Origin of the sequence: Protaetiibacter intestinalis, assembly GCF_003627075.1 — a bacterium.
In the GTDB taxonomy this organism is placed as follows: Bacteria; Actinomycetota; Actinomycetes; order Actinomycetales; family Microbacteriaceae; genus Homoserinibacter; species Homoserinibacter intestinalis.
The window spans coordinates 1,348,721-1,372,714 of sequence record NZ_CP032630.1 but is presented as its reverse complement, the minus strand read 5'-3'; the positions used below and the strand labels follow the sequence as shown (position 1 = coordinate 1,372,714).

11 protein-coding genes (1 of these 11 running past the window's edge) are annotated in these 23,994 nt (G+C 72.2%); 3 read left to right on the top strand and 8 right to left on the bottom strand.

Annotated elements, in window-relative coordinates; translation table 11 throughout:
* Window positions 1-26 precede the first annotated feature (26 nt).
* Both D7I47_RS06475 and acs read left to right on the top strand, forming a co-directional pair.
* Complete coding sequence (locus tag D7I47_RS06475; RefSeq protein ID WP_120762284.1) at window positions 27-1,022, top strand: LLM class F420-dependent oxidoreductase; 996 nt, start codon at window positions 27-29, stop codon at window positions 1,020-1,022.
* A gap of 55 nt (window positions 1,023-1,077) precedes the next feature.
* A complete protein-coding gene (gene acs / locus D7I47_RS06470) occupies window positions 1,078-3,057 on the top strand; it encodes an acetate--CoA ligase (RefSeq protein ID WP_319592677.1) in 1,980 nt (659 codons plus the stop codon).
* Window positions 3,058-3,063: 6 nt separating this feature from the next.
* Here acs and D7I47_RS06465 read toward each other — a convergent pair whose 3' ends face one another.
* The 6 genes from D7I47_RS06465 to phnD are packed head-to-tail and all read right to left on the bottom strand — an operon-like array spanning window position 3,064 to window position 9,640.
* On the bottom strand, window positions 3,064-4,218 hold the full coding sequence (locus tag D7I47_RS06465) for an alcohol dehydrogenase catalytic domain-containing protein (RefSeq protein ID WP_227000902.1): 1,155 nt from the start codon (window positions 4,216-4,218) through the stop codon (window positions 3,064-3,066).
* Window positions 4,215-4,898, bottom strand: coding sequence for an HAD family hydrolase (locus tag D7I47_RS06460; protein WP_120762283.1), 684 nt, complete (start codon window positions 4,896-4,898; stop codon window positions 4,215-4,217). The genes D7I47_RS06465 and D7I47_RS06460 overlap by 4 nt, the downstream gene beginning before the upstream one ends.
* Window positions 4,899-4,920: 22 nt before the next feature.
* Window positions 4,921-6,000 carry a TIGR03364 family FAD-dependent oxidoreductase gene (locus D7I47_RS06455; RefSeq protein ID WP_120762282.1) on the bottom strand — a complete coding sequence of 360 codons (1,080 nt, stop codon included), beginning with the start codon at window positions 5,998-6,000 and terminating at the stop codon, window positions 4,921-4,923.
* The gene (locus D7I47_RS06450) at window positions 5,997-7,790 is read right to left on the bottom strand and encodes a PhnE/PtxC family ABC transporter permease (RefSeq protein ID WP_227000900.1); all 1,794 of its coding nucleotides are present in this window, start codon (window positions 7,788-7,790) and stop codon (window positions 5,997-5,999) included. Before D7I47_RS06450 ends, D7I47_RS06455 begins: the two co-directional genes overlap by 4 nt.
* On the bottom strand, window positions 7,787-8,671 hold the full coding sequence (phnC, locus tag D7I47_RS06445) for a phosphonate ABC transporter ATP-binding protein (protein ID WP_120762281.1): 885 nt from the start codon (window positions 8,669-8,671) through the stop codon (window positions 7,787-7,789). Before phnC ends, D7I47_RS06450 begins: the two co-directional genes overlap by 4 nt.
* Window positions 8,672-8,698: 27 nt before the next feature.
* Entirely contained in the window at window positions 8,699-9,640 is a 942-nt protein-coding gene (gene phnD, locus D7I47_RS06440; RefSeq protein ID WP_120762280.1) for a phosphate/phosphite/phosphonate ABC transporter substrate-binding protein, read from the bottom strand.
* A gap of 339 nt (window positions 9,641-9,979) precedes the next feature.
* Here phnD and D7I47_RS06435 point away from each other — a divergent pair, with 339 nt between their 5' ends.
* The gene (locus D7I47_RS06435) at window positions 9,980-11,317 is read left to right on the top strand and encodes a YhgE/Pip domain-containing protein (RefSeq protein ID WP_120762279.1); all 1,338 of its coding nucleotides are present in this window, start codon (window positions 9,980-9,982) and stop codon (window positions 11,315-11,317) included.
* A gap of 58 nt (window positions 11,318-11,375) precedes the next feature.
* Here the strand turns inward: D7I47_RS06435 and D7I47_RS06430 are convergent, their stop codons facing one another.
* The gene (locus tag D7I47_RS06430) at window positions 11,376-13,550 is read right to left on the bottom strand and encodes an ATP-dependent Clp protease ATP-binding subunit (protein WP_120762278.1); all 2,175 of its coding nucleotides are present in this window, start codon (window positions 13,548-13,550) and stop codon (window positions 11,376-11,378) included.
* A 115-nt stretch (window positions 13,551-13,665) separates the two neighbouring features.
* Window positions 13,666-23,994, bottom strand: partial view of a beta strand repeat-containing protein gene (locus D7I47_RS06425; RefSeq protein WP_157981654.1) — the 3' end only. The gene runs 18,897 nt beyond the window's last position; only the last 10,329 of its 29,226 coding nucleotides appear in the window; its start codon lies off the right edge, out of view; its stop codon occupies window positions 13,666-13,668.

The following is a 23,994-nucleotide window of genomic DNA, read 5'->3' as shown; positions in this document are numbered from 1 at the left end:
TACGTACTTTCACGGAGAGAGAGATCATGAAGTTCGGCATCTTCATCCCCCAGGGCTGGCGTTTCGACCTCGTCGGGATCGACCCGGCGCGGCAGTGGGGCGTCATGCACGACCTCGCGCAGGCCGCGGAGGCCGGGCCGTGGGAGTCGCTGTGGGTCTACGACCACTTCCACACCACCCCGGTGCCGAGCGAGGAGGCCACCCACGAGGCGTGGACGCTCATGGCGGCGTTCGCGGCGTCGACCTCGCGCATCCGCCTCGGCCAGATGTGCACGTGCGTGCACTACCGCAACCCCGCCTACCTCGCGAAGGTCGCCGCGACCGTCGACCTCATCTCAGGCGGGCGCGTCGAGATGGGCATCGGGGCCGGCTGGTACGAGCACGAGTGGCGCGCCTACGGCTACGGGTTCCCGGATGCGCCGGCCCGGCTGCGGGCGCTGCGCGAGGGCGTCGAGATCATGCACCAGGCGTGGACGACGGGGAAGGCGACGCTCGACGGCGAGTTCTGGCAGGTGGACGGCGCGATCGTCGAACCGCGTCCGCTGCAGGAGGGCGGGATCCCGTTCTGGGTCGCGGGCGGCGGCGAGCAGGTGACGCTCAAGATCGCGGCGAAGTACGCGAGCTACACGAACTTCAACGGCGGCGCCGAGACCTTCGCCCGCAAGAGCGAGATCCTGCGCGGGCACTGCGAGAAGCTCGGGCGCGACTTCGCGGACATCACGCGCTCGTCGAACTTCAGCACGATCATCGCCGAGACGACCGCCGAGGTGCACCGCAAGGTCGACTCCTACGAGGCGCGTCTGTCGGAGTCGATCGGCGATCGGAAGGCGGCCGAAGTGGTGGCTCCGTACCGCCTGGGCTCGAACGAGGCGCTCGCGGGCACCCCCGACGAGATCGTGGACGCCCTGCGGGAGCGCGAGGCGCTGGGTCTCGGCTACAGCATCCACTACTTCCCCGACTCGGCCTACGACCGCAGCTCGGTCGCCCTCTTCGAGGAGAAGGTCATCCCGGTGCTTTCCTGACGCCGTGTGACATCCGGATTCGGCGCCGCCGACCCGCCTCGGTACCGTCGATCGGGTGACGCGCGACGCCCCCATCCACGAGCTGCTGGTCGAGACGCGGGCGTATGCACCGCCGGCGCACCTCGCGGCGGCCTCGAACGTGGCCCCGGATGCGTGGGCGCGCGCCGCGGAGGACCCGGAGGCGTTCTGGGTGGAGGCGGCCCGGCGGCTCGACTGGGACACCCCGTTCACGCGCGGCCTCGACTGGACGCCCGCGCTCGCCGACGACGGCACGCTGCGGCCGCCGCGCGCCGAGTGGTTCGCCGACGGCACGCTCAACGTGGCCGTCAACTGCGTCGACCGACATGTGGATGCGGGCCTCGGCGACAAGGTCGCCTTCCACTGGGAGGGCGAGCCGGGCGACACCCGCAGCCTCACCTTCGCCGAGCTGCAGCGGGAGGTCGCGAAGGCGGCGAACGCGCTCGCCGAGCTCGGCATCCGCCGCGGCGACCGCGTCGTCGTCTACCTGCCGGTGCTGCTCGAGACGGTCATCGTGACGCTCGCGATCGCCCGCCTCGGGGCCATCCACTCGCTCGTCTTCGGCGGCTTCTCGGCCGAGGCGCTGCGCTTCCGGGTGGCCGACACGGGCGCGAAGCTGCTCGTCACGACCGACGGGCAGTTCCGCCGCGGCAAGGCCGTGCCCGTGAAGGACAACGCGGACGCCGCGGTCGCGGGCCTCGACCACGTCGAGCACGTGCTCGTCGTGCGCCGCACGGGCGACGACATCGCCTGGACCGAGGGCCGCGACGTCTGGTGGCACGAGCTCGTCGGGCGGCAGCCCGAGACGCACGCGGCGGAGTCGTTCCCGGCCGAGACGCCGCTGTTCATCATCTACACCTCCGGCACCACCGGGAAGCCGAAGGGCCTCGTGCACACGAGCGGCGGCTACCTCACCCAGGCCTCCTGGACCCACTGGGCCGCCTTCGACGCGAAGCCCGACGACGTGCACTGGTGCACCGCCGACCTCGCCTGGGTGACCGCCCACACCTACGAGCTGTACGGCCCCCTCAGCAACGCGACGACCCAGGTGATCTACGAGGGCACCCCCGACGCCCCGCGCCGCACCCGTCACTTCGAGATCATCGAGAAGTACGGCGTGACCGTCTACTACACGGCCCCGACGCTCGTGCGCACCCTCATGACCTGGTTCCCGGATGGGGTGCCCGGCGGGTTCGACCTCTCCAGCATCCGCCTGCTCGGCTCGGTCGGCGAGGCCATCAACCCCGAGGCGTGGGTGTGGTTCCGCGACAACGTCGGGGCGGGCACGGCACCCATCGTCGACACCTGGTGGCAGTCGGAGACGGGGGCGAGCATCATGGCGCCGATCCCGGGTCTCTCCACCATCAAGCCGGGTTCGGCAACGCGCGCGCTCCCCGGCCTGCGCACCCTCGTCGTCGACGAGCAGGGTCACGAGATGCCGCCCGGCGCGGGCGGCTACCTCGTCATCCCCGACCCCTTCCCGAGCCTCGCCCGCACCGTGTGGGGCGACCCGCAGCGCTACCTCGACTCCTACTGGCGGCGGTTCGCCGACCGCGGCTACTTCTTCTCGGGCGACGGCGCGAAGGTCGACGCCGACGGCGACATCTGGCTGCTCGGCCGGGTCGACGACGTCATCAACGTCTCCGGCCACCGCCTCTCGACGATCGAGATCGAGTCGGCGCTCGTCGCGCACCCGCTCGTCGGCGAGGCGGGCGTGACGGGTGCGGATGACGCCGTCACGGGCGAGGCGATCGTCGCCTTCGTGATCCCCTCGCGCGAGGTGGGGCCGGATGCCGTGCACGAGTTGCGCGCGCACGTCGCCACCGTGATCGGGCCGATCGCGAAGCCGCGCGACATCCACCTCGTGCCGGAGCTGCCGAAGACCCGCTCGGGCAAGATCATGCGCCGGCTGCTGCGCGACATCGTCGACGGCCGCCCGCTCGGCGACACGACGAGCCTGCAGAACCCGGACGGCCCCGCACGCATCGCGGAGCACGTGGCGAGGCTCGCGCCCTGACCGCTGCTACCCGACGAGGGTGACGGCACGCGGGCCGGGGTCGAGCCCGACCCGCGCCGCGCCGCCGGTGCGCGCCTCGTCGAGCGCCTCGTCGAAGGCGTCGAGCGAGTGGGTGGCGCCGACGAGCGCGCCGAACGCGGCGTGGTCGGCCTGCTGCTCGAGGAACCACGCCGCCTCCAGGAGGTGCTGCGGCGCGTAGTTGTGCACCCCGCGCACCGTCAGCATCCGCCGCACGACCAGCTCGGGGTCGACCGCGACCGTGCCCGCGGGGAACACGCTGCCGACGAGCACGAGCACGGCGCCGATGTCGGAGGCCGCGGGCAGCGACTGCACGGCGGCGGGCGCCCCCGACACCTCGAGCGCGACCGTGTAGCCGTTCCGGGCGCGGGCCGCGGCGAGCGCCGACGCGATCCCCTCGCGGCCGCCGTCGCCGACCGCCGACGCCCCGAACCCGAGCGCGAGCGCGCGGCGGCGCGGGTCGGGGTCGGAGGCGACCACCGTGGCGCCCCGCGCCCGCGCGGCCGCGACGGCCGTGAGCCCCAGCATCCCGCATCCCGACACCGCGACGACCGCCCCCTCGAGCGGACGGATCGCGGATGCCGCCGCGAGCGCCGCCATCACGGTCGCCGTCGCGCAGCCGGCCGGCGCGAGCACCGCGGCGGGCACCTCCTCGGCAACCACCACGACGGGCGTGCGGGCCCGCAGGTGCACGTGGCTCGCGAAGCCCCCGGACAGCTCCCAGCCCCGGCGGATGCGCTCGTGACCGTACTTGACGAGCGACGCGCACTTCTGCGGCAGTCCCGCCGTGCAGTAGCGGCAGCGCCCGCAGTCGACGGCGACGCCCCAGACGACCCGGTCGCCGACCTTGAGCTCGGCCCCGTCGACGGTGCGCGGGGCCCGTCCCGGCCCGAGCGCGACGATGCGACCGACCTGCTCGTGGCCGAGCACGAGGGGTGCGGGCGCGGAGCGGTGCCCGAGCACGGTGTGCACGTCCGAGCCGCAGATCGTCGCAAGCTCGACCGCGGCGAGCGCCTCGCCCGGCCCGAGGTCGACCTGCGGCACCGCGACCCGCTCGAAGCGCACGCCCTCGCCGCGGAACACGAGCGCCTCCATCGTCCCCTGCACGCGGACGGTGCGCCGGGTGCGCTCGGCGAGCTTCACCTCAGGTGCTCCGGCAGCTCGGCGACGCTCGCGAGCACGAGGTCGGCGCCCGCGGCCCGCAGCGACTCCTCCGTCTCGCCGCCCGTCAGCACGCCGACGACGAGACCGGCGCCCGCGGCGCGGCCGCTCGCGGCATCCGCGGGGGTGTCGCCGACGACGACCATCGACGCGACCGAGCCGGCACCGGTGCGGATGAGCGCGGTCAGCGGCAGGTCGGGTGCCGGACGCCCGCGACCGGCGTCGGCGGGCGTCAGCACGACGTCGGCGAGCCCGTCCCAGCCGACCGCCTCCACCACGGCGCGTGCGGTGGTGGAGGCGAAGCCGGTCGTGAACGCGAGCTTGTGGCCCGCGTCACGGAGGGCGCGGATGGTGTCCTCCGCCCCCGGGATCGCCGCGCAGTGGCCGCCGTCGATGAGCTCGCCGATGGCGCGCTCGAACGCGCGGTTGAGCTCCTGCGCGGTCTCCTCGTCGGCGATCGCCCGGAACACCTCGATCTTCGACTGGCCCATCGTGGCGCGCACGTGGGCGAGGGCGGCGGCGCGACCCTCGTCGGTGCGCTTCACGCGGTCCCAGGCGCGGGCGAAGGCCCCCTCGACGAGTCCGTCGTCGACGACGGTGGTGCCGGCGAGGTCGAGCACGACGAGCTCGTAGCGCGGGGTGGTCTCTGCGGTGGTGGTCATGGTTTCCTCTCCTCGGTCGAGGTCAGTCGAACAGTTCCGCGACGACGGTCTCGGCGAGCCCGAGCCCCGTCGTCATCCCGATGCCGGTGGTGACCGACACGACGCGCACGCCGTCGGCGGGGGCCGCGATCAGGAAGTCCTCGGGCGCGGTCGCGTAGACGCCCTGCCAGCGCTGGCGGATGCGCAGCTCGCGCCCGAAGAGCTCGGCGCCGAGGCGCGCGAGCAGCGCGAACGCCTGCTCGTCCTGGAACGGCGGCACGCTCACCCCGCGAGAGTGGGTGTCGCCGACGACGAGGGTGCCGTCCGGCCGCTCGGTGTACATCTGGTTGACGTCGTGGGCGAAGATCTCGGGCTGCTCGCGCGCGTAGCGCTCGCGCACCGCCGCCGCGGCCGCGGTGCCGGCGAAGGCGCGGTAGCGCAGCATCGTGGATCCGGTGAGCACCGGGATGCCGAGGCCCACACCGTCGGCGAGCAGCATGTCGAGCCCGCAGCGTTCGACGCCGTGCTCCTCCGCGAGCTCGGGGAACAGCTGGTCGACGTCGTGGTTGACGCAGAACACCACGCTCTCGGCGCGGAGGTCGCCACGGCTCGTGTGCAGGATGCCGGCGGAGGCGCCGAGCGCCGAGGTGCGCCAGCGGAACGTGACGCCGCGCTCGGCGAGGTGCCGGGCGAGCGCAGGCGCCGCCTCGCGCGGGTCGGCCTGCAGGTCGTCGGCGCGCAGCATCCCGCCGACCGCGCCGACGACGGGTGCGAGCTCCTCCACCTGGGCGCGCGTGAGCAGCCGCCCGAGCCCCGCCTCCTCGAGCACCGCGAGCTCGTCGTCGGCGCGCGCCACCATGAGCGCACCGGTCTCGCGCAGCCAGATCCCGGTGCGCGCGGCGAGGCCGAGCCAGATCGCGCGCGAGCGCTCGGCGTACTCCCGCGCCGGCCCCGTGTGCATCCCGGTGCCGATGTGCCCGAAGTTGCGCACGCTCGCCCCGACGATCGCATCCGCGCGCTCGACGACGACGACCCGCAGCCCCCGTTCGAGCGCCGCACGGGCGTGACCGAGCCCGACGATGCCCGCGCCGACGACGGCGAGGTCGTAGCGGTCGTCGCTCACTTGAGCGCCCGACGGATGAGGATCGCGATGCCCTCGATCACCATGACGAGCAGCGTGATGAGGATGATGAACATCGCCGCCTGGTCGTACTTCGACACCCGCAGCGAGTCGTAGAGGTACAGGCCGATGCCGCCACCGCCGACGATGCCGAGCAGGGTCGCGGCGCGCACGTTCTGCTCGAGCAGGTAGAGCAGGTGGGCGACGAACGCGGGGACGCTCATCGGCACCGTCGAGGCGAAGTACACCTGCGAGCGGGTCGCCCCGATCGCCGCGACGGCGCGCTCGGGCCCGTTCGGCACCTCCTCGAGCGAGTCGGCGATGAGCTTGCCGAGCAGTCCCACGCCGCCGATCGCGAGGGCGAGGGTCCCCGCCTGGGCACCGAGCCCCGTGACGATGACGAACAGGATCGCGAGGATGAGCTCCGGGATGCCGCGGATGATGAGCAGCAGCCCGCGGAAGCCGCCGCGCACGTAGCGGTTCGGGGCGACGTTGCGCGCCGCGAACGACCCGACGACCATCGACAGCACGGCGGCCAGCAGCGTCGCGGCGAACGCCACCTGGAAGGTCGTGAGCACCGCGCCGATCACCTGCTCGGGCGTGTAGATGCCGAAGGTGGGCGGCCAGAGGTTCTCCTTGTCGAGCAGGATCGGCAGGTTGCCCCAGAAGGTGAAGAGGTCGCTCCAGTCGGCCTGCGCGGCCACGAAGCTGCCGGCCAGCACGACGACCGCGAGCCACACGGCGACGCGCGACGCGATCCGCTCGCCCGTCCACGGACGGTTCATGGCCGCCTGGATGGCGGCGGTGCGGTCGACGGAGGCGACGCCCGGCTTCTCGATCGCGGCCGCGAACCGCGGCGAGCGGCGCGCGAGCCCCCGCACGAGCGCATCCCCCGGCCCCTTGCCGGTGGGGCGCACGCCGAGCAGCCGCGAGCGCACGATCGAGGAGACGACCTCGAAGATCACGCACAGCACGATGATGGTGAGCGCGATCGGGAACGCCCGGCGGTAGTTGAGGGCGTGGATGGAGTTCGCGAGCTCGAGGCCGAGCCCGGCGACGCCCACGTAGCCGAGGATGACCGTCTCGCGCAGGTTGATGTCGGCGCGGTGCAGACCCACCGCGATCCACGCGGGCAGCGCCTGCGGCACGATGCCCGACCAGAACTGCTGCGCCTTCGACCCGCCCGTGGAACGGATCGCGACGCGGGGCCCCTCGTCGATCTGCTCGATGGCGTCGGCCATCATCTTCGAGATCATGCCGATCGAGTGCAGGAAGAACGCCAGGATGCCGGGCAGCGGTCCGAGGGCGAAGAGGAACACGAAGATGCTCGCGAAGGCGACCGCGGGGATCGAGCGCGACAGGATGCCGATGGCGCGGCAGGCCACCATGACGGTCGGGTGCGGGCTCGTGTTGCGCGCGGCGCCGTAGGCGACGGGGATCGAGACGAGGAAGGCGAGGAAGGTTCCCGAGATGACGATGCCGAGCGTCATCGCGATGGCGCCCCAGAACTCGCCGACGGGTGCCCAGCCCTCCCAGACGAGCGCCTCGGAGGCGCGGTCCCAGCGCCAGCCGGGCCAGGCGAACGGCACCGTGCGCTCGACGAACTGCGGGATGTTGCCGAGGCTGTCGACGATCGCGGGGAGCGAGAACCCCATGCCGATGAGCGACCACACCCCGAGCACGGCGAGCGCCACGAGCGTCACGATCGAGGCGACGGTCGCCGGTTTCGGCGCCGGGCGGCGCACCGCCTGGATGCGCGCGGCGAGGGCGGGGTCGCCCTCGAGCACGGTCACCGCAGGTCCTCGTCGCGGTCGAGGTCCCGGTCGACGGCGCGCTGCAGCTCCTCGGTGAGCAGCGCATCCCGCACCTCGGCGAGCTCCTGCTCGATCGCCTGGATCTCGCCCGTGGTGGTGGCGACGCGTCCGTAGATCTCCATGACCTGGTCGCGACCGAGTCCGGCGGTGGAGGTGTCGAGCACGACCTGGCCGGCGCGGAGGCCGACGATCCGGTCGCCCCAGTCGAGCGCGAGGTCGACCTGGTGCAGGCTGCAGACCACGGTGAGCCCCTGCTCGGCGGCGATCTCGCGGATGAGCGACATCACCTGGCCGCTCGACTCGGGGTCGAGCGAGGCGACCGGCTCGTCGGCGAGCAGGATCTCGGGGTTCTGCATGAGGGCGCGGGCGATGGCGACCCGCTGCTGCTGGCCTCCCGAGAGCGTGTCGGCGCGCTGGTAGGCGCGGTTCAGCAGCCCCACGCGGTCGAGGTGACCGAGGGCCGCGAGGCGCAGGGCGCGCGGGTAGCTGCGGATGCCGACGCGCGGCCCGCGCAGCGTCGCGAGCGAGCCGGTCAGCACGTTCTCGAGCACCGTGAGCGGGCCCACGAGCTCGAACTGCTGGAAGATGAAGCCGATGCGGCCGCGCAGGGCGCGCAACGGGCGGCCGCGGAGGCTCGGCACGTCCTGGCCGAGCGTGCGCACGGTGCCGGTGGTGGGCGTCTCGAGGCCGTCGATGTGCCGCAGGAGGGTGGACTTGCCGGAGCCCGAGAGCCCGAGCAGCACCACCACCTCCCCGCGGGCGACCGACAGCGACACCCCCGTGAGGGCGGGATCCTCCGCTCCGGGATAGTGCTTCCCGAGCTCGGTGATCTCGACGACGGGGGTGCCGCTGGCGGTCATGTCGCTATCCGTTCGTCCGGTTCGCGCTTACTGGCAGGTCTCGAGCTCGGGGAGCTCGGCGCACAGGTCGCGGATCTGGTCGTAGTAGGAGTCGTCGACGGGCTTGGTGCCGGCGAACCACTCCTTGGCGGCGTCGACATCGGCGACCTCGACGCCCGCGTCGACCATGTCCTGGAAGGTCATGTCCGAGAGCTTGTCGACGAGGATGTCGATGACCGACTGCGGCAGCGCGTTCGAGTAGACGAGGGGCGCGCCGGGCACGAGCTGGCGGTCGATCTCGACGACCTCGCCCGCCTCGATCATCGGGTCGGCCACGGCGTCCTCCGCGAAGCCGGCGACGCACTCGGTGCCCGCGGCGACCTTCTCGGCGGATGCGTCGTGCTTGCCCGCGAAGACCGGGGTGAGGCCGCTGGTCGGGTCGACGCCCGCCTCCTTGAGCGCCTTCGACGGGAACAGGCGGCCCGAGGTCGAGGTCTCCGAGACGAAGCAGATGTTCTTGCCGGCGAAGTCGGCGAGGGTCGTGATGCCCGCGTTCGGGTTGGCGATCGCGACCGAGTAGTAGCCGGGCTCGGTGAGCTCGCCCGTCAGCTGGCCGGCGAAGGGCGTGATCTCGGCGCCGTTCTTCCACGCCTGGTAGTAGGTGAAGCCGGAGAACGCGGCGACGTCGATCTTGCCGGCGATCGCGGCCTCGATGAGGGCCGTGTAGTCGGCGGCCTCGAAGAAGTTCACCTTCTTGCCGGTGATCTCGGCGATGTAGTCGCCGAGGGGCGCCCAGTTGTTCTGGGTCGACTCGGTGTCGGGCACGACGCCGAAGACGAGGGTGCCCTCGTCGCCGGAGGCGTAGGTGCCGGTCTCGGCGACGGGCGCGGTGTCGTCGCCGGTCGCGGGGGTGCTGGAACAGCCCACGAGGGCGGCGAGCACGAGCGCGGCGGCTCCCAGGCTCGCGAGGCGGGTGGCGGTGTTCTTCATGGATGAAGGCCTTTCACAAGGGATGAGCAGGACGCTGCGAAGGTAGGAGCGCCCGGTGAACTCGCGGCGAACGCACACGAACGGGCGGGCGAACCGCACGTGCCCACTGGCTCGGCCCGCGCGCGACGATGACCCCCGTTCGGGGGTGATCTTGTCGGTTGCCCACAGCGTCGACATCGCGGATGCCCCGCCGCGTTGGCGACCTCATTCATCTCGACATCGAGATACTTCGCGGACTGTTAGCGTCATCCGACTCCAGCCGACGGGGGCTGAGCAACGCGGCTGGGCGCGCGTCGTGACTGGGGCGATCCCGCATCCCATTCCCCGAAGGAGTGCTCAATGACGAGCGCGACATTCTCCACCCACCGGCACGGCGCCGGTGCCAAGACGGCCCTCACCGTGCTGGCCGTGCTGCTCCTGGTCGTCTTCGGCCTGTTCATGCTCACGAGCGACAAGATCACCTCCGGCGCGGCGCAGCTCGCCGACGGACTCGAGACCGCGCACGCCGGCAGCGGCGACCTCGCGGCCGGTGCCGTGACGCTCGCCGACGGCAACGCGCAACTCGCCGACGGCGCCGCGAGCGCCGCGGCGGGCGCCGCGAAGCTGAGCGACGGCGCGGGCAGCGCCGCCGACGGCGCCACCCGCCTCGCCGCGGGTGCCGACTCCCTCGCGGCAGGTGCCCAGTCGGCCGCGAGCGGCGCGCTCTCGGTCAGCAGCGGCTCGACCAAGGTCGCGAGCGGCGCGAACTCGGTCGCCGCGGGCGTCGACTCCGCCATCGACGGCGTCGCCCAGCTGCGCGCGGGCGCCATCGCCCTGCGCGACGGCGTGCTGAGCACCCAGCCCGGCGGCCTGATCCGCAGCATCTCCGACATCGGCCTCATCGTGGACGGCGTGGGCAGCTCGACCGGCACGCTCGCGGGCGTCGCGGCGGGCTCGCGCACCGAGGCGCAGAACCTGCAGGCCTACATCTCCGCCAACCTCGCGGTCGGCGAGCCGCTCACGGCCGACGAGCTGACCGCCCTGCTCACGGCCGCCGGCACCTGGAACGCGCAGGCGAACGCCCTGAACACCAACCTGCTCGGGCTGCAGAACGCGATCTCCGGCACCGCCCCGATCGCGCCGAGCACGACGCCGACCCTCAAGCAGGCGATGGGCGCCCTCTCCGCGGGGGTCACCAACCTGGCGACCACGAAGATCGACGGCGCGAACGGGCTCGTCGGCGGGCTCGACACCTTCCGGACGAAGCTGCTCCCCCTCCAGCAGGGTGCCGCGAGCCTCGCCGCGGGCGCGTCCGACCTGAACGCGGGTGCGAGCAAGCTCACGACGGGCACGCAGAACCTGGCCGCGGGATCCACGACCCTCGCCGAGAACGCGGGCGCGCTCGCGAGCGGCGTGGGCGCCCTCGCGAGCGGTGCGAGCGAGCTCGCCGACGGCACCGCGGCCCTCTCGGAGGGCGCCGCGAGCGCCTCCGACGGCAGCACGCAGCTGTCCGACGGGGCGAGCACGCTCGACGCGGGCACCGCCCAGCTCGCCGACGGGGCGACCCAGCTGCACAGCGGCGCCTCGAGCATGACCTTCGGCAGCCTCCTGCCGTGGGTGCTCGTGATCGGCGGCGTGCTCGTGGTGCTCCTCGGACTGTGGATCGTGCACCGCGTGCGCAGCCGCTCCGCGGCCTGACCGCCGCAGACGCGAACGGCCCCGGGAGTCCGCTCCCGGGGCCGTTCCGCGCCTTCGCTCAGCCGAGCTGCTCGCTCGGCACCGCCTCGAAGCGGGTGACGGCGAGGCCGTCGCCGCCGCGGTCGAGGTCGACCCGCACGGTGTCGCCGTCGCGGATCTCACCGCCGAGCAGCGCCTTCGCGAGGCGGTCGTCGATCTCGTGCTGCATGAGCCGGCGCAGCGGGCGGGCGCCGTAGATGGGGTCGTAGCCGCGCTCGGCGAGCCAGGCGCGCGCATCCGGGGTGACCGCGAGCTGCAGGCGCCGCTCGGCGAGGCGACGCTCGAGACGGTCGACGTAGAGCGACACGATCTGGCCGAGGTCGGCCTCCGACAGCGGCGCGAACACCACGATGTCGTCGAGGCGGTTCACGAACTCCGGCTTGAACGACTGCCGCACGAGCTCCTGCACGGCCTCCTGCTTGCGGTCCCAGCTGAGCTCGCGGTCGACGAGGATCTGGCTGCCGAGGTTCGAGGTGAGGATGAGGATCGTGTTGCGGAAGTCGACCGTGCGTCCCTGGCCGTCGGTGAGGCGGCCGTCGTCGAGCACCTGCAGCAGCACGTCGAAGACCTCGGGGTGCGCCTTCTCGACCTCGTCGAGCAGGATCACCGAGTAGGGGCGGCGGCGTACGGCCTCGGTCAGCTGGCCGCCCTGCTCGTAGCCGATGTAGCCGGGAGGGGCGCCGACGAGCCGCGAGACGGAGAACTTCTCGCCGTACTCCGACATGTCGATGCGCACGAGCGCCTTCTCGTCGTCGAAGAGGTAGGCGGCGAGCGCCTTCGCGAGCTCGGTCTTGCCGACGCCCGTCGGCCCGAGGAAGAGGAAGGAGCCGGTCGGCCGGTCGGGGTCGGAGATGCCGGCGCGCGTGCGGCGCACGGCCTCCGAGACGGCGCGCACGGCATCCCGCTGCCCGATGAGGCGTTTGCCGAGCTCGGCCTCGAGCCCGAGCAGCTTCTCGGTCTCGCCCTGGCGCAGCTTGTCGACGGGGATGCCGGTCCACGCGGCGACGACGGCGGCGATGTCCTCGTCGGTCACCTGGTCGTTGACCATGCGCGGCCCCTGCTGCTCGATGGCCTCGGCCTGCAGCAGCTGGGTCTCGATCGCGGGGATCGTCTCGTAGTTGAGCTTGGAGGCGTCCTGGTAGCGCTGCTCGCGCATGGCGCGGTCGAGCTCGATGCGGGCGTCGTTGAGGCGCGACTTCAGGTCGCCGACGCTGTGCAGCGAGCTCTTCTCGGCCTGCCAACGGGTCTGCAGCGCGTCGAGCTGCTTCTCCTTGACGGCCATGTCGGCGCGCAGCTTCTCGAGGCGCTCCTTGGAGGCGGCATCCTTCTCCTTCTTGAGCGCGAGCTCCTCGATCTTGAGGCGGTCGACGGCGCGCTTGAGCTCGTCGATCTCGACGGGCGAGGAGTCGATCTCCATCTTGAGCCGGGATGCCGCCTCGTCGATGAGGTCGATCGCCTTGTCGGGCAGCTGGCGGGCCGTGATGTAGCGGTTGGAGAGGGATGCCGCGGCCACGAGCGCGCTGTCGGCGATCGCGACCTTGTGGTGCGCCTCGTAGCGCTCCTTGAGGCCGCGGAGGATCGCGACCGTGTCCTCGACGGAGGGCTCGCCCACGTACACCTGCTGGAAGCGGCGCTCGAGCGCGGCATCCTTCTCGATGTACTCGCGGTACTCGTTGAGGGTGGTGGCGCCGATGAGGCGCAGCTCGCCGCGGGCCAGCATGGGCTTGAGCATGTTGGCGGCCGCGACCGAGCCTTCGCCGCCGCCCGCGCCCATGAGGGTGTGCAGCTCGTCGATGAAGGTGATGACCTGGCCGTCGGAGTCGTTGATCTCCTTGAGCACGGCCTTGAGGCGCTCCTCGAACTCGCCGCGGTACTTGGCGCCCGCGACGAGGGCCGCGAGGTCGAGCGAGACGAGCTGCTTGCCCTTGAGCGAGTCGGCCACGTCGCCCGCGACGATGCGCTGGGCGAGGCCCTCGACGACGGCCGTCTTGCCGACGCCGGGCTCGCCGATGAGCACGGGGTTGTTCTTGGTGCGGCGGGTCAGCACCTGCGAGATCCGGCGGATCTCGGAGTCGCGCCCGATGACGGGGTCGAGCTTGCCGCTCTGGGCGATCTGGGTGAGGTTGATCCCGTATTGCTCGAGGGCGCTCTTCTGCTCCTCCTGGCTGGAGGGTGCGCCCTGCATGTTCGCCATGATGCTCCGTGAAGAGTTGAGTGTCGGTGGCTCAAGTTTAGCGCGCCCCGTGGGGGAAATGCACGGGCGGAAAGTGAATTCCACCCCTGGATGCGGGTGAACCGGCCCGGCCGGGTCAGCGCAGCGCGCGGCGGCGGGTGAACAGCACGGCCGCGGCGCCCAGCAGCAGCGCGAGGAGCGCCAGCAGGCCGAGCGGGAGCGGGTCGGAGCCGGTCGCGGCGAGTCCGCCGTCCTCGTCGTCGGTGTCGGCGATGTCGAGGAAGGCGTCCTTGAAGAGGTTGACGTAGATGTTGCGCACGTCGGTGCCGTCGAAGTCCGGGTCCTCGCTCGAGACGGTGTGGCTGATCGTCACGACGCTCGCGCCGGCCGGCAGCGCGGCGAGGGTCGACACGACGCCCGCCCAGCGCACGAGCACGGTGTGCTCGCTCAGGTCGTCGCCCGCGATCGCGAGCACCGCGCGCGTGACCCAGGTGAGGCCGCCGTCGATCGAGAACTCCGCGAACGGGGTGCCGGCGCCGTAGGCGGAGGTGAAGGTGATGTAGACGGTCGACGCCGCGGCGCGCGACAGGCGCACGGTGTACGAGTCGGTGAGCGGGCCCTCGGGCGAGACGTTGGTCCAGTTGTCCGTCTCGGTGATGACGACGAGGCCGTCGCCGCCGCGACCGAGGAAGACGTACGGCGGCGTGATGTCGAGCGCCAGCATCCGGAACATCATGACGACGCCGTCCTCGCCGGGCAGGCCGACGGGCGTCGCGACCGGGGTCGGCAGCGCGATCTGCGGCAGCTCGGCGAAGCCGTACAGGTCGAGCGCGAGGCCGAGGCCGCTCACCGTCCACCACAGCACGTCCTGCAGCACGGGCTCGACGGCGACCGCCGCGGCATCCGCGGCCTGCACGATGAGGGTGCTGTGGCCGGTGCCCGCGTCGATCGACACGAAGCCCTGGCCGACGGGGCTCGTGACCGGCTCGGGGCCGCTCGTGTCGGTGACGGTGCTCGTGATGAACACGAACTCGTCGTCGCCCGAGCCCGCCTCGAGCCGCAGCTCGGCGAGGTTCGAGCTCACCACGAAGCGGTCGTTCCCGGCCTGGCCGTAGAGCACGGCCGGGCGGCTCACGCCGTTGCTGAGGTGGCCGAGGTCGGTCGGCAGGGTGTCGAAGGCGTCGGATGCGTCGACGTACGGCGCGGTGCGCGGGTTCGTGTAGAACTGGCCGACCAGGAAGGTGTCGTCGCCGTCGCCGCCGTTGACGGTCGAGGGCGAGCTCGTGTCGTCGAAGACGAAGGTGTCGTCGCCGTCCAGGCCGTTGATCGTGAGCTTGCCGTTCACGCTGCGGTCGTAGCTGATGCGCTCGGCGGTCGTGTCGCCGCTCGCGACCGCGACGAGCGCGGGCCGGCGGGCGGGCAGACCGGGGATCTCGGTGACGGCGCGCAGCAGCACGACGTCGTCGCCGTCGCCCGCGTTGACGGTGAGCGTGTTGATGGCGAGCGGGTCGGTGCCGCTGCCCACGACCTCGATGCGGGTCTCGCGGTTGTCGGGGTCGTCGATGCCCCACACGGTGACCTCGACGTGGTTGGAGCCGTTCTGGCCGTCCACCCGCAGCGAGTTGGGCAGCTCGAGGCCGTCCCAGTCGTCGCCGCCGGTGCCGGTGTGGGTGCCGTCCTCGATCGTGATCCGGGTGATCGTGACGAGGTCGTCGCCGTCGTCGCCCGAGGTGACCGCGCTCGCGCCGCCGTAGACGGTGGTGTGGCCGGCGATGACCGTCTCGTCGAACTCGACCTCGTCGTCGCCGTTGCCCGCGAACACCGTGATGAGGGGCTCGACGTCCGTCGCCTCGATGCGGCCGCCGAAGTACGCGGTCGTGTCGACCGGGGCCGCCGGGATCTGGCCGTAGGCGGTGCGCACGATGACCTGCGCGCCGCGGATGAGCGTGCCGAGCGGGGCGGTCACATCGTTGCCCGCGCGCAGCTCGGTCACGAGCAGCGCATCCGCACCGCCCGTCGTGATCGTGCGGGCGCCGTCCACGGTGTCGCCCGTGGGCAGCAGCGTGAGGCTCTCGAGCGGGCCGCCCGCCACGAACGGCACCGTGATGCGCACCCGCCCCTTCGACGAGGCGGCGAGCAGCAGGGTGAGCGGGCCGCTCGCCTCGGTCACGAACACGCCGTCCTCGCCCTCGGCGAGCAGGCGGCCGTCGGTCGCGGTGTCGACGTGCAGGTCGTCGCTGCCGTCGGAGGAGCCGAGGTGGCCCTCGATGGCGAACAGGTCGATCGAGAGGCCGCGCACCCGCACCGTCGACCCGGCCACGTCGTTGACGATCGACCCGGCGAGGGCGCCGAGCGACACATCGCCCTCGGTCGCCGTGACGGAGTCGAGCACGAGGTCGCCCGTGGTCTGGTCGAGGTAGATGCCGTGCGGCGCCGTCGCGAGCAGGCGACCGCGGGCCGCGTTGGACGAGCGGATCTCGAGGTGGTTGACCGTCGGCGTCACCTGCCCGATCGTGCCGCCCGCCGTCATCGTGATGTTCGTGCCGATGACATCCGCCTCCGCGTCGTCCTCGGCGTCGAGGATCGACGCGAGCGGCGTCGTGGTGGTGAGCGTGACGTCGGATCCGGTGGACTCGATGGTGCCGACGAGCAGGTCGCCGACCGTCTCGGTGTCGCGGATCCAGCCGTTCGTGTACAGGTCGATGCGGCCGGTGCCGTCGCTCTGCGACCACCAGTGCCCGGGCTCGTCGACGTCTTCGACGTCGGCGTCGATGTCGCTCGTCACCGTGAAGGTGATGACCGTGTCGGTCGAGGTGTGGCGGATGGCAATGACGTCTGCCGCGGCGACGCTGCTGAACACGTAGGCGCTGTCACGCGCCGTCGTGCCGGCCGTGGAGGTGTCGAACGCGATGAGCACCGCGTCGTCGAAGGAGTAGGCCCCGTCGCTCGGGTTCTGGTAGGTGCCGTGGTAGAAGTACACCGAGTAGCGCCCCGACGGTCCGCTCGGCGGCGTCAGGATGCTCCCGTACGACGGCGGGTTGTAGACGTCGTCCTGGATCTCGTGGGCGGTGAACGAGGCGGGCGTCGTGCCGACCGCGCTGTCGAGCACCTCGATGTCGAGGGTGCCGCCGGCGACGAGCTCTCCGATCGTCCAGCTGAGGGGTGCCGTCGAGGTGCTGCGGCGGTAGGCCTGCAGATCGAGCACGAGGTCGCCGTCGGCCTCCGCCTCGATCTTGATCGCGTGGTCCACCTCGGACCCGGTCGCGCCCGAACGGTACTCGATGAGCCGCACCGCGATCCCGACGCGCGTCGCGGGCGAGGTGCCGAGCGAGCCGATCGACCCGGCGCGCGCCGAGAGCTTCACCTCGTTGGCCTGCACGTCGAGCGCGCCCGAGTTGGTCGAGAGGATGTCGCCGTTGGCGTTGGAGATGAGCACGTCGCCGATGGGGTTGTAGATCTCGCCCGAGAGGGTGATGTCGTTGTCGGCGTCCGGGTTCGCGTAGTTGACGATCTCGACGTGCGTGCGCACGAAGTCCGCCGTGCGGATCGTGTACCGGAAGGTGAACTTGTCGAACATGTTGTAGACGCGCTCGCTCACCGTCGCGGCGAGCTGGTCGAGGTTCACGACGTCGATGCCCTCGATCTCGAGCGGGCGGACCGACCAGTTGTAGATGTGCACGAAGTCGAAGGTCGGCTGCAGCTGGAACGATCCGTTCTGACCGGTGAGCCAGCGGCCCGACTCCGGTCCGCTGTCGCCGTACTCGTTGATCCAGAAGTCGGCCGTCGCGCCGCCCAGGTTGTCGATGTGCGCGACGCGTACGGTGCCGGCCGGCAGCTGGTCGCCCGCGAAGTACTCCACGTTGTCGCTGCCGTACACGTGCAGGTTGTAGACCTTGAGGATCGTGCCGTCGGCGGCGATCCACAGCTGCGGGTCGGCCGCGTGGAGGATGACGTCGGCCTCCCAGAAGATCGGCCGCTGTCCGCGGAAGGTGCGCGGCTCGCCCGTGTCGCCGCCGTCGAAGGCGCCCGTGCTGTGACCCGCCGAGGTGTGCCAGGCGCCCGCGTCCTGCACCGTGTTCACGTCGAGGTCGAAGGTGTGCACGAGGGAGGCGTCCTCGGCCGTGACCTTCGCGATCGTGTCGGAGTACAGGCGCGCCGTGGCGTCGGTGTCGCCGCCGAGGCAGCCGCAGCTCGCGTAGGCGTCGGCGTTCATGTTGGGGCCGTGGCTCTTCGCCTCGAGGCGCACCGCCTCCCAACCGATGAGCGAGACGCCCGTCCGGATGAGCACGCTCGCCGTCCCACCGACGTAGACGTTGGCGGTCGCGTCCGAGTCGGCGCCGAGCGCCTTCGCCCGGCTGTAGCCGTAGGCGCCGAGCGTGCCGCGGTTGCCGGCGGCGTCGGTGCCGAGTTGGGCGAGGATGTGGATCTCGTCCGCGGTGAGGTCGATGTCGCCGTAGGCGCCCGTCTCGCCCGCGGTGCTCGCGTCGCCGATCTCGATCGTGACGTTCGTCGTGGCGGAGGTGCCGCATCCGCCGCAGTCGTTGCCGCTCGAGTCGGCGCCGAGGCCGGAGGCGTTCGCGGTGCCCGAGGAGTAGCCGTTCGGCTGCGCGAAACCGCGGATGCCGAGCAGGTGCTCGGCCGTCATGTCGCCGTAGATGAGGATGTTGGTGTTGAGGGTCTCGGTCGACTTCGACTCGGCGTTGACGCCCGCACCGAGGCCGCCCGCCTTCGCGCTGCTGCGGGTCTGCACGTCGCCGCGCGTGGTGACCGACACGTCGATGCTCCAGCCGGAGGTCACCGAGGCGCCGTTCTCGATCTGGAAGGTGCTCGTCAGCGTGACGGATGCGGTGGCGTGCGAGGCGCCGATCGCCACGAAGCCGCCGCCGCCGTTGGTCGAGTCGGCGTTCGCGAGGCCGATGCCGTCCATGAGCACCGTGAAGTCCTCGGTGCCGGTGATCTTCTTCGTCGCGCCGCTCGTGACCTTCGCGTTCGCGCCGATCGTGACCGAGACGGTCGCGTTCGTCGTCGCGGTCGTCTCGGCCTCCTGCACGTTGACGAAGCCGCCGCCGCTCGACTGCACGGTCGCCGAGGTGGGCAGCGAGCCCGAGGGCACGTCGCCGAACTGGGCGGGGGGTGCGAGGGTCTGGGTGCCCGAGCCCGCACTCGTGAGGTCGATGAGGATGCGGCCGACGCCGGTCGCGGCGCCGAGGTCGACGGGGCCGATCGTGAAGGAGCCGATGGCGGCGGAGCCCGGGCGGCCGCTCACGTCGAGGTCCTTGACGGGGCCGCCGAGCGTCTCGGAGATCTGGAAGGTGCCGGAGCCGCTGTTGACGACGTAGTACTGGCCGCCGTCGACGAAGCCGTCGAGCGGGCGCGAGTCGTAGGCGAACAGCTTGTGCACGAGCTCGGAGGCCTCGGTGCTCGAGACGTCGGGCGTGAGCGGCAGCACCTCGCGCGGGATGTACACGGGCACGTCGTACACGATCTCGAAGATCGGGTTGTCGTCGTCGTCGACGCCGACCTGCACCTCGCGCGGGTCGTAGTGGTCGACGCAGTCGGTGCCGCTCGTCGCGCCGATCGCGTGGCAGTAGCTGTCGGCGAGCTGGATGCGGTTGTCGTCGAGCTTGATGACCCAGTAGGTGCCGCCGTTGTCGAGGCCGCCGAGGGGCGCGCCCGAGCCCGAGCTGTAGTACACCTTCTGCCCGGTGGTGAAGCCGTGCGCCTCGATGATGATGGCGTTGTTGTCCTCCGCGACGGTGCCGGCGGAGTCGTCGACCTCGTCGGGGGCGCTGCCCGGCGGCACGACCGCGGGGTCGCGGTACGGCAGGCCGTTCGAGTCCGCCTTGATGTCGACGTAGCCGCTCGTGAAGGTGCCGGCGTCGGGGTCGTGGTAGACGATGATCTGGCCGTCGGTGTACGGGTTGGTCGTGACGGTGTCGACCGCCTCGTCGCCGTCGACGTCGGGGTCGTCGGTGTCGTCCACGTTCCCGGCCGTGAGCACGAGCGGGCCCGTCGTCACGTCCGGGTCGTAGAGGCGGATGGTGTACTCGTCGATGACCTCGACGCGGTAGCGCTTGCCGTCGACGAGGCCCGTGACGCTGCCGCCCGCGGCGCGGTAGATGACGTACTGCCCGTCCTCGAGCAGGTGCGGCAGCGCGATGAAGATCGGCTGGCAGGCCGGGAGCGCGGGGTTGCACGCCTCGGTCTGCGGCAGGTCGCAGCCGTCGCCCGGGGTCGGGTCGCAGCGGTAGACGAGGTGGTCGTCCTCGTCGCGGTACAGCCGCCCGAACGAGATGGTGTTCGCGTCCGGGTCGACCTTGGCGCCCTCGAATTCGGTCCCGAGCAGCACGGTGTCGTTGTCGACGACGATGACGTTGTAGCTGGTGCCGTCGACGAGCCCACCGGTGGCGACGCCGCCGGAGACGCTGTAGCGCAGGGTCGCGCCCGTCGTGAGGCCGTGGTTCGCGGTGAAGGTGATCGAGTCGGCGTCCGTGTCGACCGACTGGAACACCCGGTTCGGATCCGCCGGCACGGGCGCCTTCGAGTTGAAGTAGGTCGAGAGCGACACCGCGCCGCCCGCGGTCACCGTCGATCCCGCCGCGATCGTGAGCAGCAGCTTCGGCTTCGTGGTCGCGCTCGCCTTGTTGCTGCCGACCCGCACGACCCCGCCGCCCGCGGTGCGCATCGACGAGGTGGCGCCCGGGGTCTCGGAGGCCTGGATCGCGATGCCGCCCGAGGTGACGATGTGGCTGCCCGAGGCACCCAGCACGGCCTCGACCGTGGAGGACACCGTGGCCGAGGCGGTGCCGGTGCTGACCTGCACGACCCCGCCGCCGTCGGAGGAGAGCGAGGCGCTCGCCGCGTCGATCGCCCCGACCTTGATGTCGATGCTGAGCGCTCCGTCCGCCGCCTCGGTCGCGCCGTGCACGGAGCCGAGCAGACGGGCCGCGGTGGTGTTGTTGACGAGCGCCGTGGGGGCGCTCGTGTCGACGGCCACGACACCGCCCGACACCGAGCCGCCGCCCGAGGTGGCGGTGTTCGTGCCACTCGCGTGCACGGCGATCGTCGCGCCGGTCGAGGAGATGAGGGAGGCCGCCGTGACGACCGCGAGGATCGTCGCGGTCTCGGAGATGATCGCCGCGGGCTCGAGCACGGTCACACCCGCGAGCCCGGCGCCGATGCCGCCCGCGGCGATCGTGGCGGTGTTCGTGCCGTCCGCCTCCACGAGCACCGCGCCGCCGTAGACCTTGGTGTCGAGGGTCGCCGTCGTCGGGTTGTCGATGCGCGCCACGGGCTTGCCGAAGGTGACGCCCGCGAGTCCGCCCGAGACGGTGTCGGTCGTGAGCGAGCTCGTGTTGTTCGCGGTCGCACCGACGTGCACCGCGCCGCTGCCGTGCACCCGCAGCTCGCCGCCCGTGATGAGGGCGGTGGTCGCCGCGAGGCCGTCGACGTTCGCCGAGGCCGAGATGCCGCGGATGTCGACGATGCTGCCGCCCTTCGAGCGCAGCACGCCGGTGAGCGTGTTGGCGGCGTCGGCGGTGGCCGCGGCCCCCGCCGAATCGAGGATCCGGCCGTCGATCTTCGCGGTCGTCGCCGACTTCGTCTGCGCGATGGACTCGGTCGATCCGCCGCCGATGAGCGTCGCGCTGGTCATCTCGAGCGAGGCCGTCACGGGGTTGACGGCGGTGACCTCGACGGAGACGGCTCCGCTCGCGGTCAGGCCGCCCGATCCGAGCGTGATCCGACCGGTGGTCTCGGCGCGCTGGGTGAGCGTCGCGTGCACCGACACCCCGGAGCCGCCCGCGAGCACCTGCACATCGGTCAGCTCCACCTGGGCGAGGATGTCGTTGCCGGCGTCCACCGTGATGGCCATGCCTGCGCTCGACGCGGTTCCCGCCTCGATGATGCCGACGGTCTTCGCGTCGATCGTCGCGGTGACGGGGATGATCGAGACTCCCGCGAGGCCGACCGAGACCTGCTTCATGGTCGCGTGCGCGACGTTGTCGGACGACACCGTCATGACGACGTCGCCGCCCGCGGCGCGGAACCACGATGCGCCGAGCGGCACCGTCGCGGCGGTGTCGGCGTCTGCGGTGATCTCGGCGACCGCACCGACCTTGCGGAACGAGCCGAAGCTGAACCCGACCACGTCGGCGTCGACGACGGCGTGGTTGACGGAGGTGGCGCCGAGGATCGCACCGACGCTCGTCGTCGGGCTCTCGAGCGTCGCCGTCGTCGCGGCCCGGATGCTGGCGGTGGGCAGTACGACATCGGCGGCGGCACCCGCGATCGACATCGTGTCGGTCTCGACGTTCGCGGTCTGCACGGAGGCGGCCGTCGCGAGCGCCTTGCCGCCCGCGACGATCTCGCCGCCCCAGACGTGGGCGGTGGTCGCGGCGGACTTCAGCAGGATGGCGACGGCACGCGTCACCGAGACGCCGAGGGCGCCGACGCCCGTCGAGTCGAGCGAGGCGTGCAGCGTGCGGTGCGACTGGGCTTCCGCGCCGACCTTGCCGCCCGCGACCACGGAACCCTGCAGGTTCGCGGTTACCGGGGCGGCGATCGTCGCGTCGGTCGCGTAGACGCCGCCGGTGATCGCGCCGCCGTTGCCGGCGACCGCGGTCGCCGATGCCTGGGAGCCGAGTCCCGCATCAACCGGGGTGGTCGCGGACACGACGACATCGCCCGCGCTCTTCACGGTGCCCACGGCGTGCAGTTCGGCGTAGGTGCGCGCCGACTCGGCGATCTCCGCGGTCACCACGAGGCCACCCGCGCCGATGATGAGTCCGACGGCGACGAGCACGGCGTCCGCCTTCGCGCGGTTCTGCGCGGTCGCGGTCACGGCGACCGAGCCGGAGGCCAGGATCTCGCCGTTGGCGATCGCGTCGGTGGTGCCCGTGACGCGGGCGGTCGGCGTCATGACCGAGAAGCCCATGCCGGAGAGGTTGCCGCCGTTCGTGGAGACGTCGGTGTGGTTGCGGGTGTCGGCCGTGACGGCGATCGCGCCACCCGCCGTGATGCTCGAGTGCTCGGTGAGCGTCGCCTTCGTGTCGCGCGAGACGGTCGCGGTGGCGTAGCTGGCGCCGGCGGAGTAGACGCCCGTCGCCACGGAGATCATGAAGACGCTCGCCGTGTGGCGGCCGGTCGCCGAGATCGTCGCGCCGCCCGTGAGGAAGGCCGTGCCGTCGAACGTCGCGCTCGTCGTGCCCGAGATGGGGGCGACGCCGCCTGCCGCGGTCACCCCGGCGAGGGCGCCCGCGTTGATCGCGTACACCTGGACGGGCACGACGATCGTCGACGAGGCGGCCACGCGCAGTCCGCCGGATGCCGAGGTGCCGCCGATCTCGACGTCGCCGATCCGGGCGGTCGTGTCGCCGTCGGGGTCGATCACGACGACGGCCGCGCCGACGGCCACGCCGCCGACGCCGACGCCCACGCCGAGTCCCTCGATGCGGCGGTCGGCCGTGGCGTCGGCCGAGACGATGCCACCCGCGTGCGGGATGACGGCCGTGTCGTCGATGTGCGCGTTCTGCACGGCGTGGCTGTCGATGACGAGGAACTGGCCCTGGAGGGCGAGGCCGCCCGCGGCGCCCGCGAAGGCCATGCCCGTCGTGCGCTCGCTCATGACGGCGGCGACGCCGACGCCGCCGCCCGCCGTGATGGAGACGCCGGCCGAGATGCCCGCGTCGACGTTGCTCGTGAGGTTGGCGATCGCGACCGATCCGCCGAGGGCGCCCGCGCCGATCGCGGCGGCGCCCGCGATGCCCAGGTAGTCGTTCGCCTCCTCGGCGCGCACCGCGACATCCCGGCCCGCGACGATGACGACGCCGGTGCCGATCGTGGCGCTCGTGCCGCGCGGCAGGTCGTCGGCCGCGAGCGCGTCGCTCACCCGCGTGGCGCCGGGGCTGCTCGCCCCGACCGAGGAATCGGCCGACGAGACCGCGTCGCCCACGTGCGCGTCGGCCTTCGAGCCCGTGTTCGAGCCCGCACCCTCGAGGATGCTCGTGTAGCCGTGGTCGCCCTGGCCGGAGGCGGTGGCATCCGAGTTCCCGGTCACGTTCTGGTCGTCGGGCTCGAGCGCCGAGGCGTCGCCCGCGCTGCCGCCGCCCGCGCTGTAGTCGTCCTTCGCCTCGGTGCCGAAGGTCCACACCGAGACGGCGCCGGCCACGCCGACCGCGCCGCCCGCGACGCTCAGGCCGAAGGTCGTGATGCTCGCCGAGGCGAGGGCCGAGATGCTGAAGTCGCGCGCGACGCTGATCGACGCGTTCGGGCCGACCGCCGCCTGGGTGCTCACCGCGAGCACACCGATGTCGATGCCACCCGAGACCCCGACGGCGCCGGCGGCGATGCCGCCCGCGACGGTGAGCGTGCGGCTCGCGTTGGCGGCCGTGATGCTCACCGACTGCGCGGAGCCGGGCGTCGAGGTGAGGTTGATGCGGGTGGGGGCGCTCGCCGAGGAGTCGAC

Excerpts from the sequence above, each read along its gene's own strand:
- D7I47_RS06460 (WP_120762283.1), bottom strand. The coding sequence starts at position 4,898 with ATGACCACCACCGCAGAGACCACCCCGCGCTACGAGCTCGTCGTGCTC.
- phnD (WP_120762280.1), bottom strand. The coding sequence starts at position 9,640 with ATGAAGAACACCGCCACCCGCCTCGCGAGCCTGGGAGCCGCCGCGCTC.
- phnC (WP_120762281.1), bottom strand. The coding sequence starts at position 8,671 with ATGACCGCCAGCGGCACCCCCGTCGTCGAGATCACCGAGCTCGGGAAG.
- D7I47_RS06435 (WP_120762279.1), top strand. The coding sequence starts at position 9,980 with ATGACGAGCGCGACATTCTCCACCCACCGGCACGGCGCCGGTGCCAAG.
- D7I47_RS06430 (WP_120762278.1), bottom strand. The coding sequence starts at position 13,550 with ATGGCGAACATGCAGGGCGCACCCTCCAGCCAGGAGGAGCAGAAGAGC.
- D7I47_RS06475 (WP_120762284.1), top strand. The coding sequence starts at position 27 with ATGAAGTTCGGCATCTTCATCCCCCAGGGCTGGCGTTTCGACCTCGTC.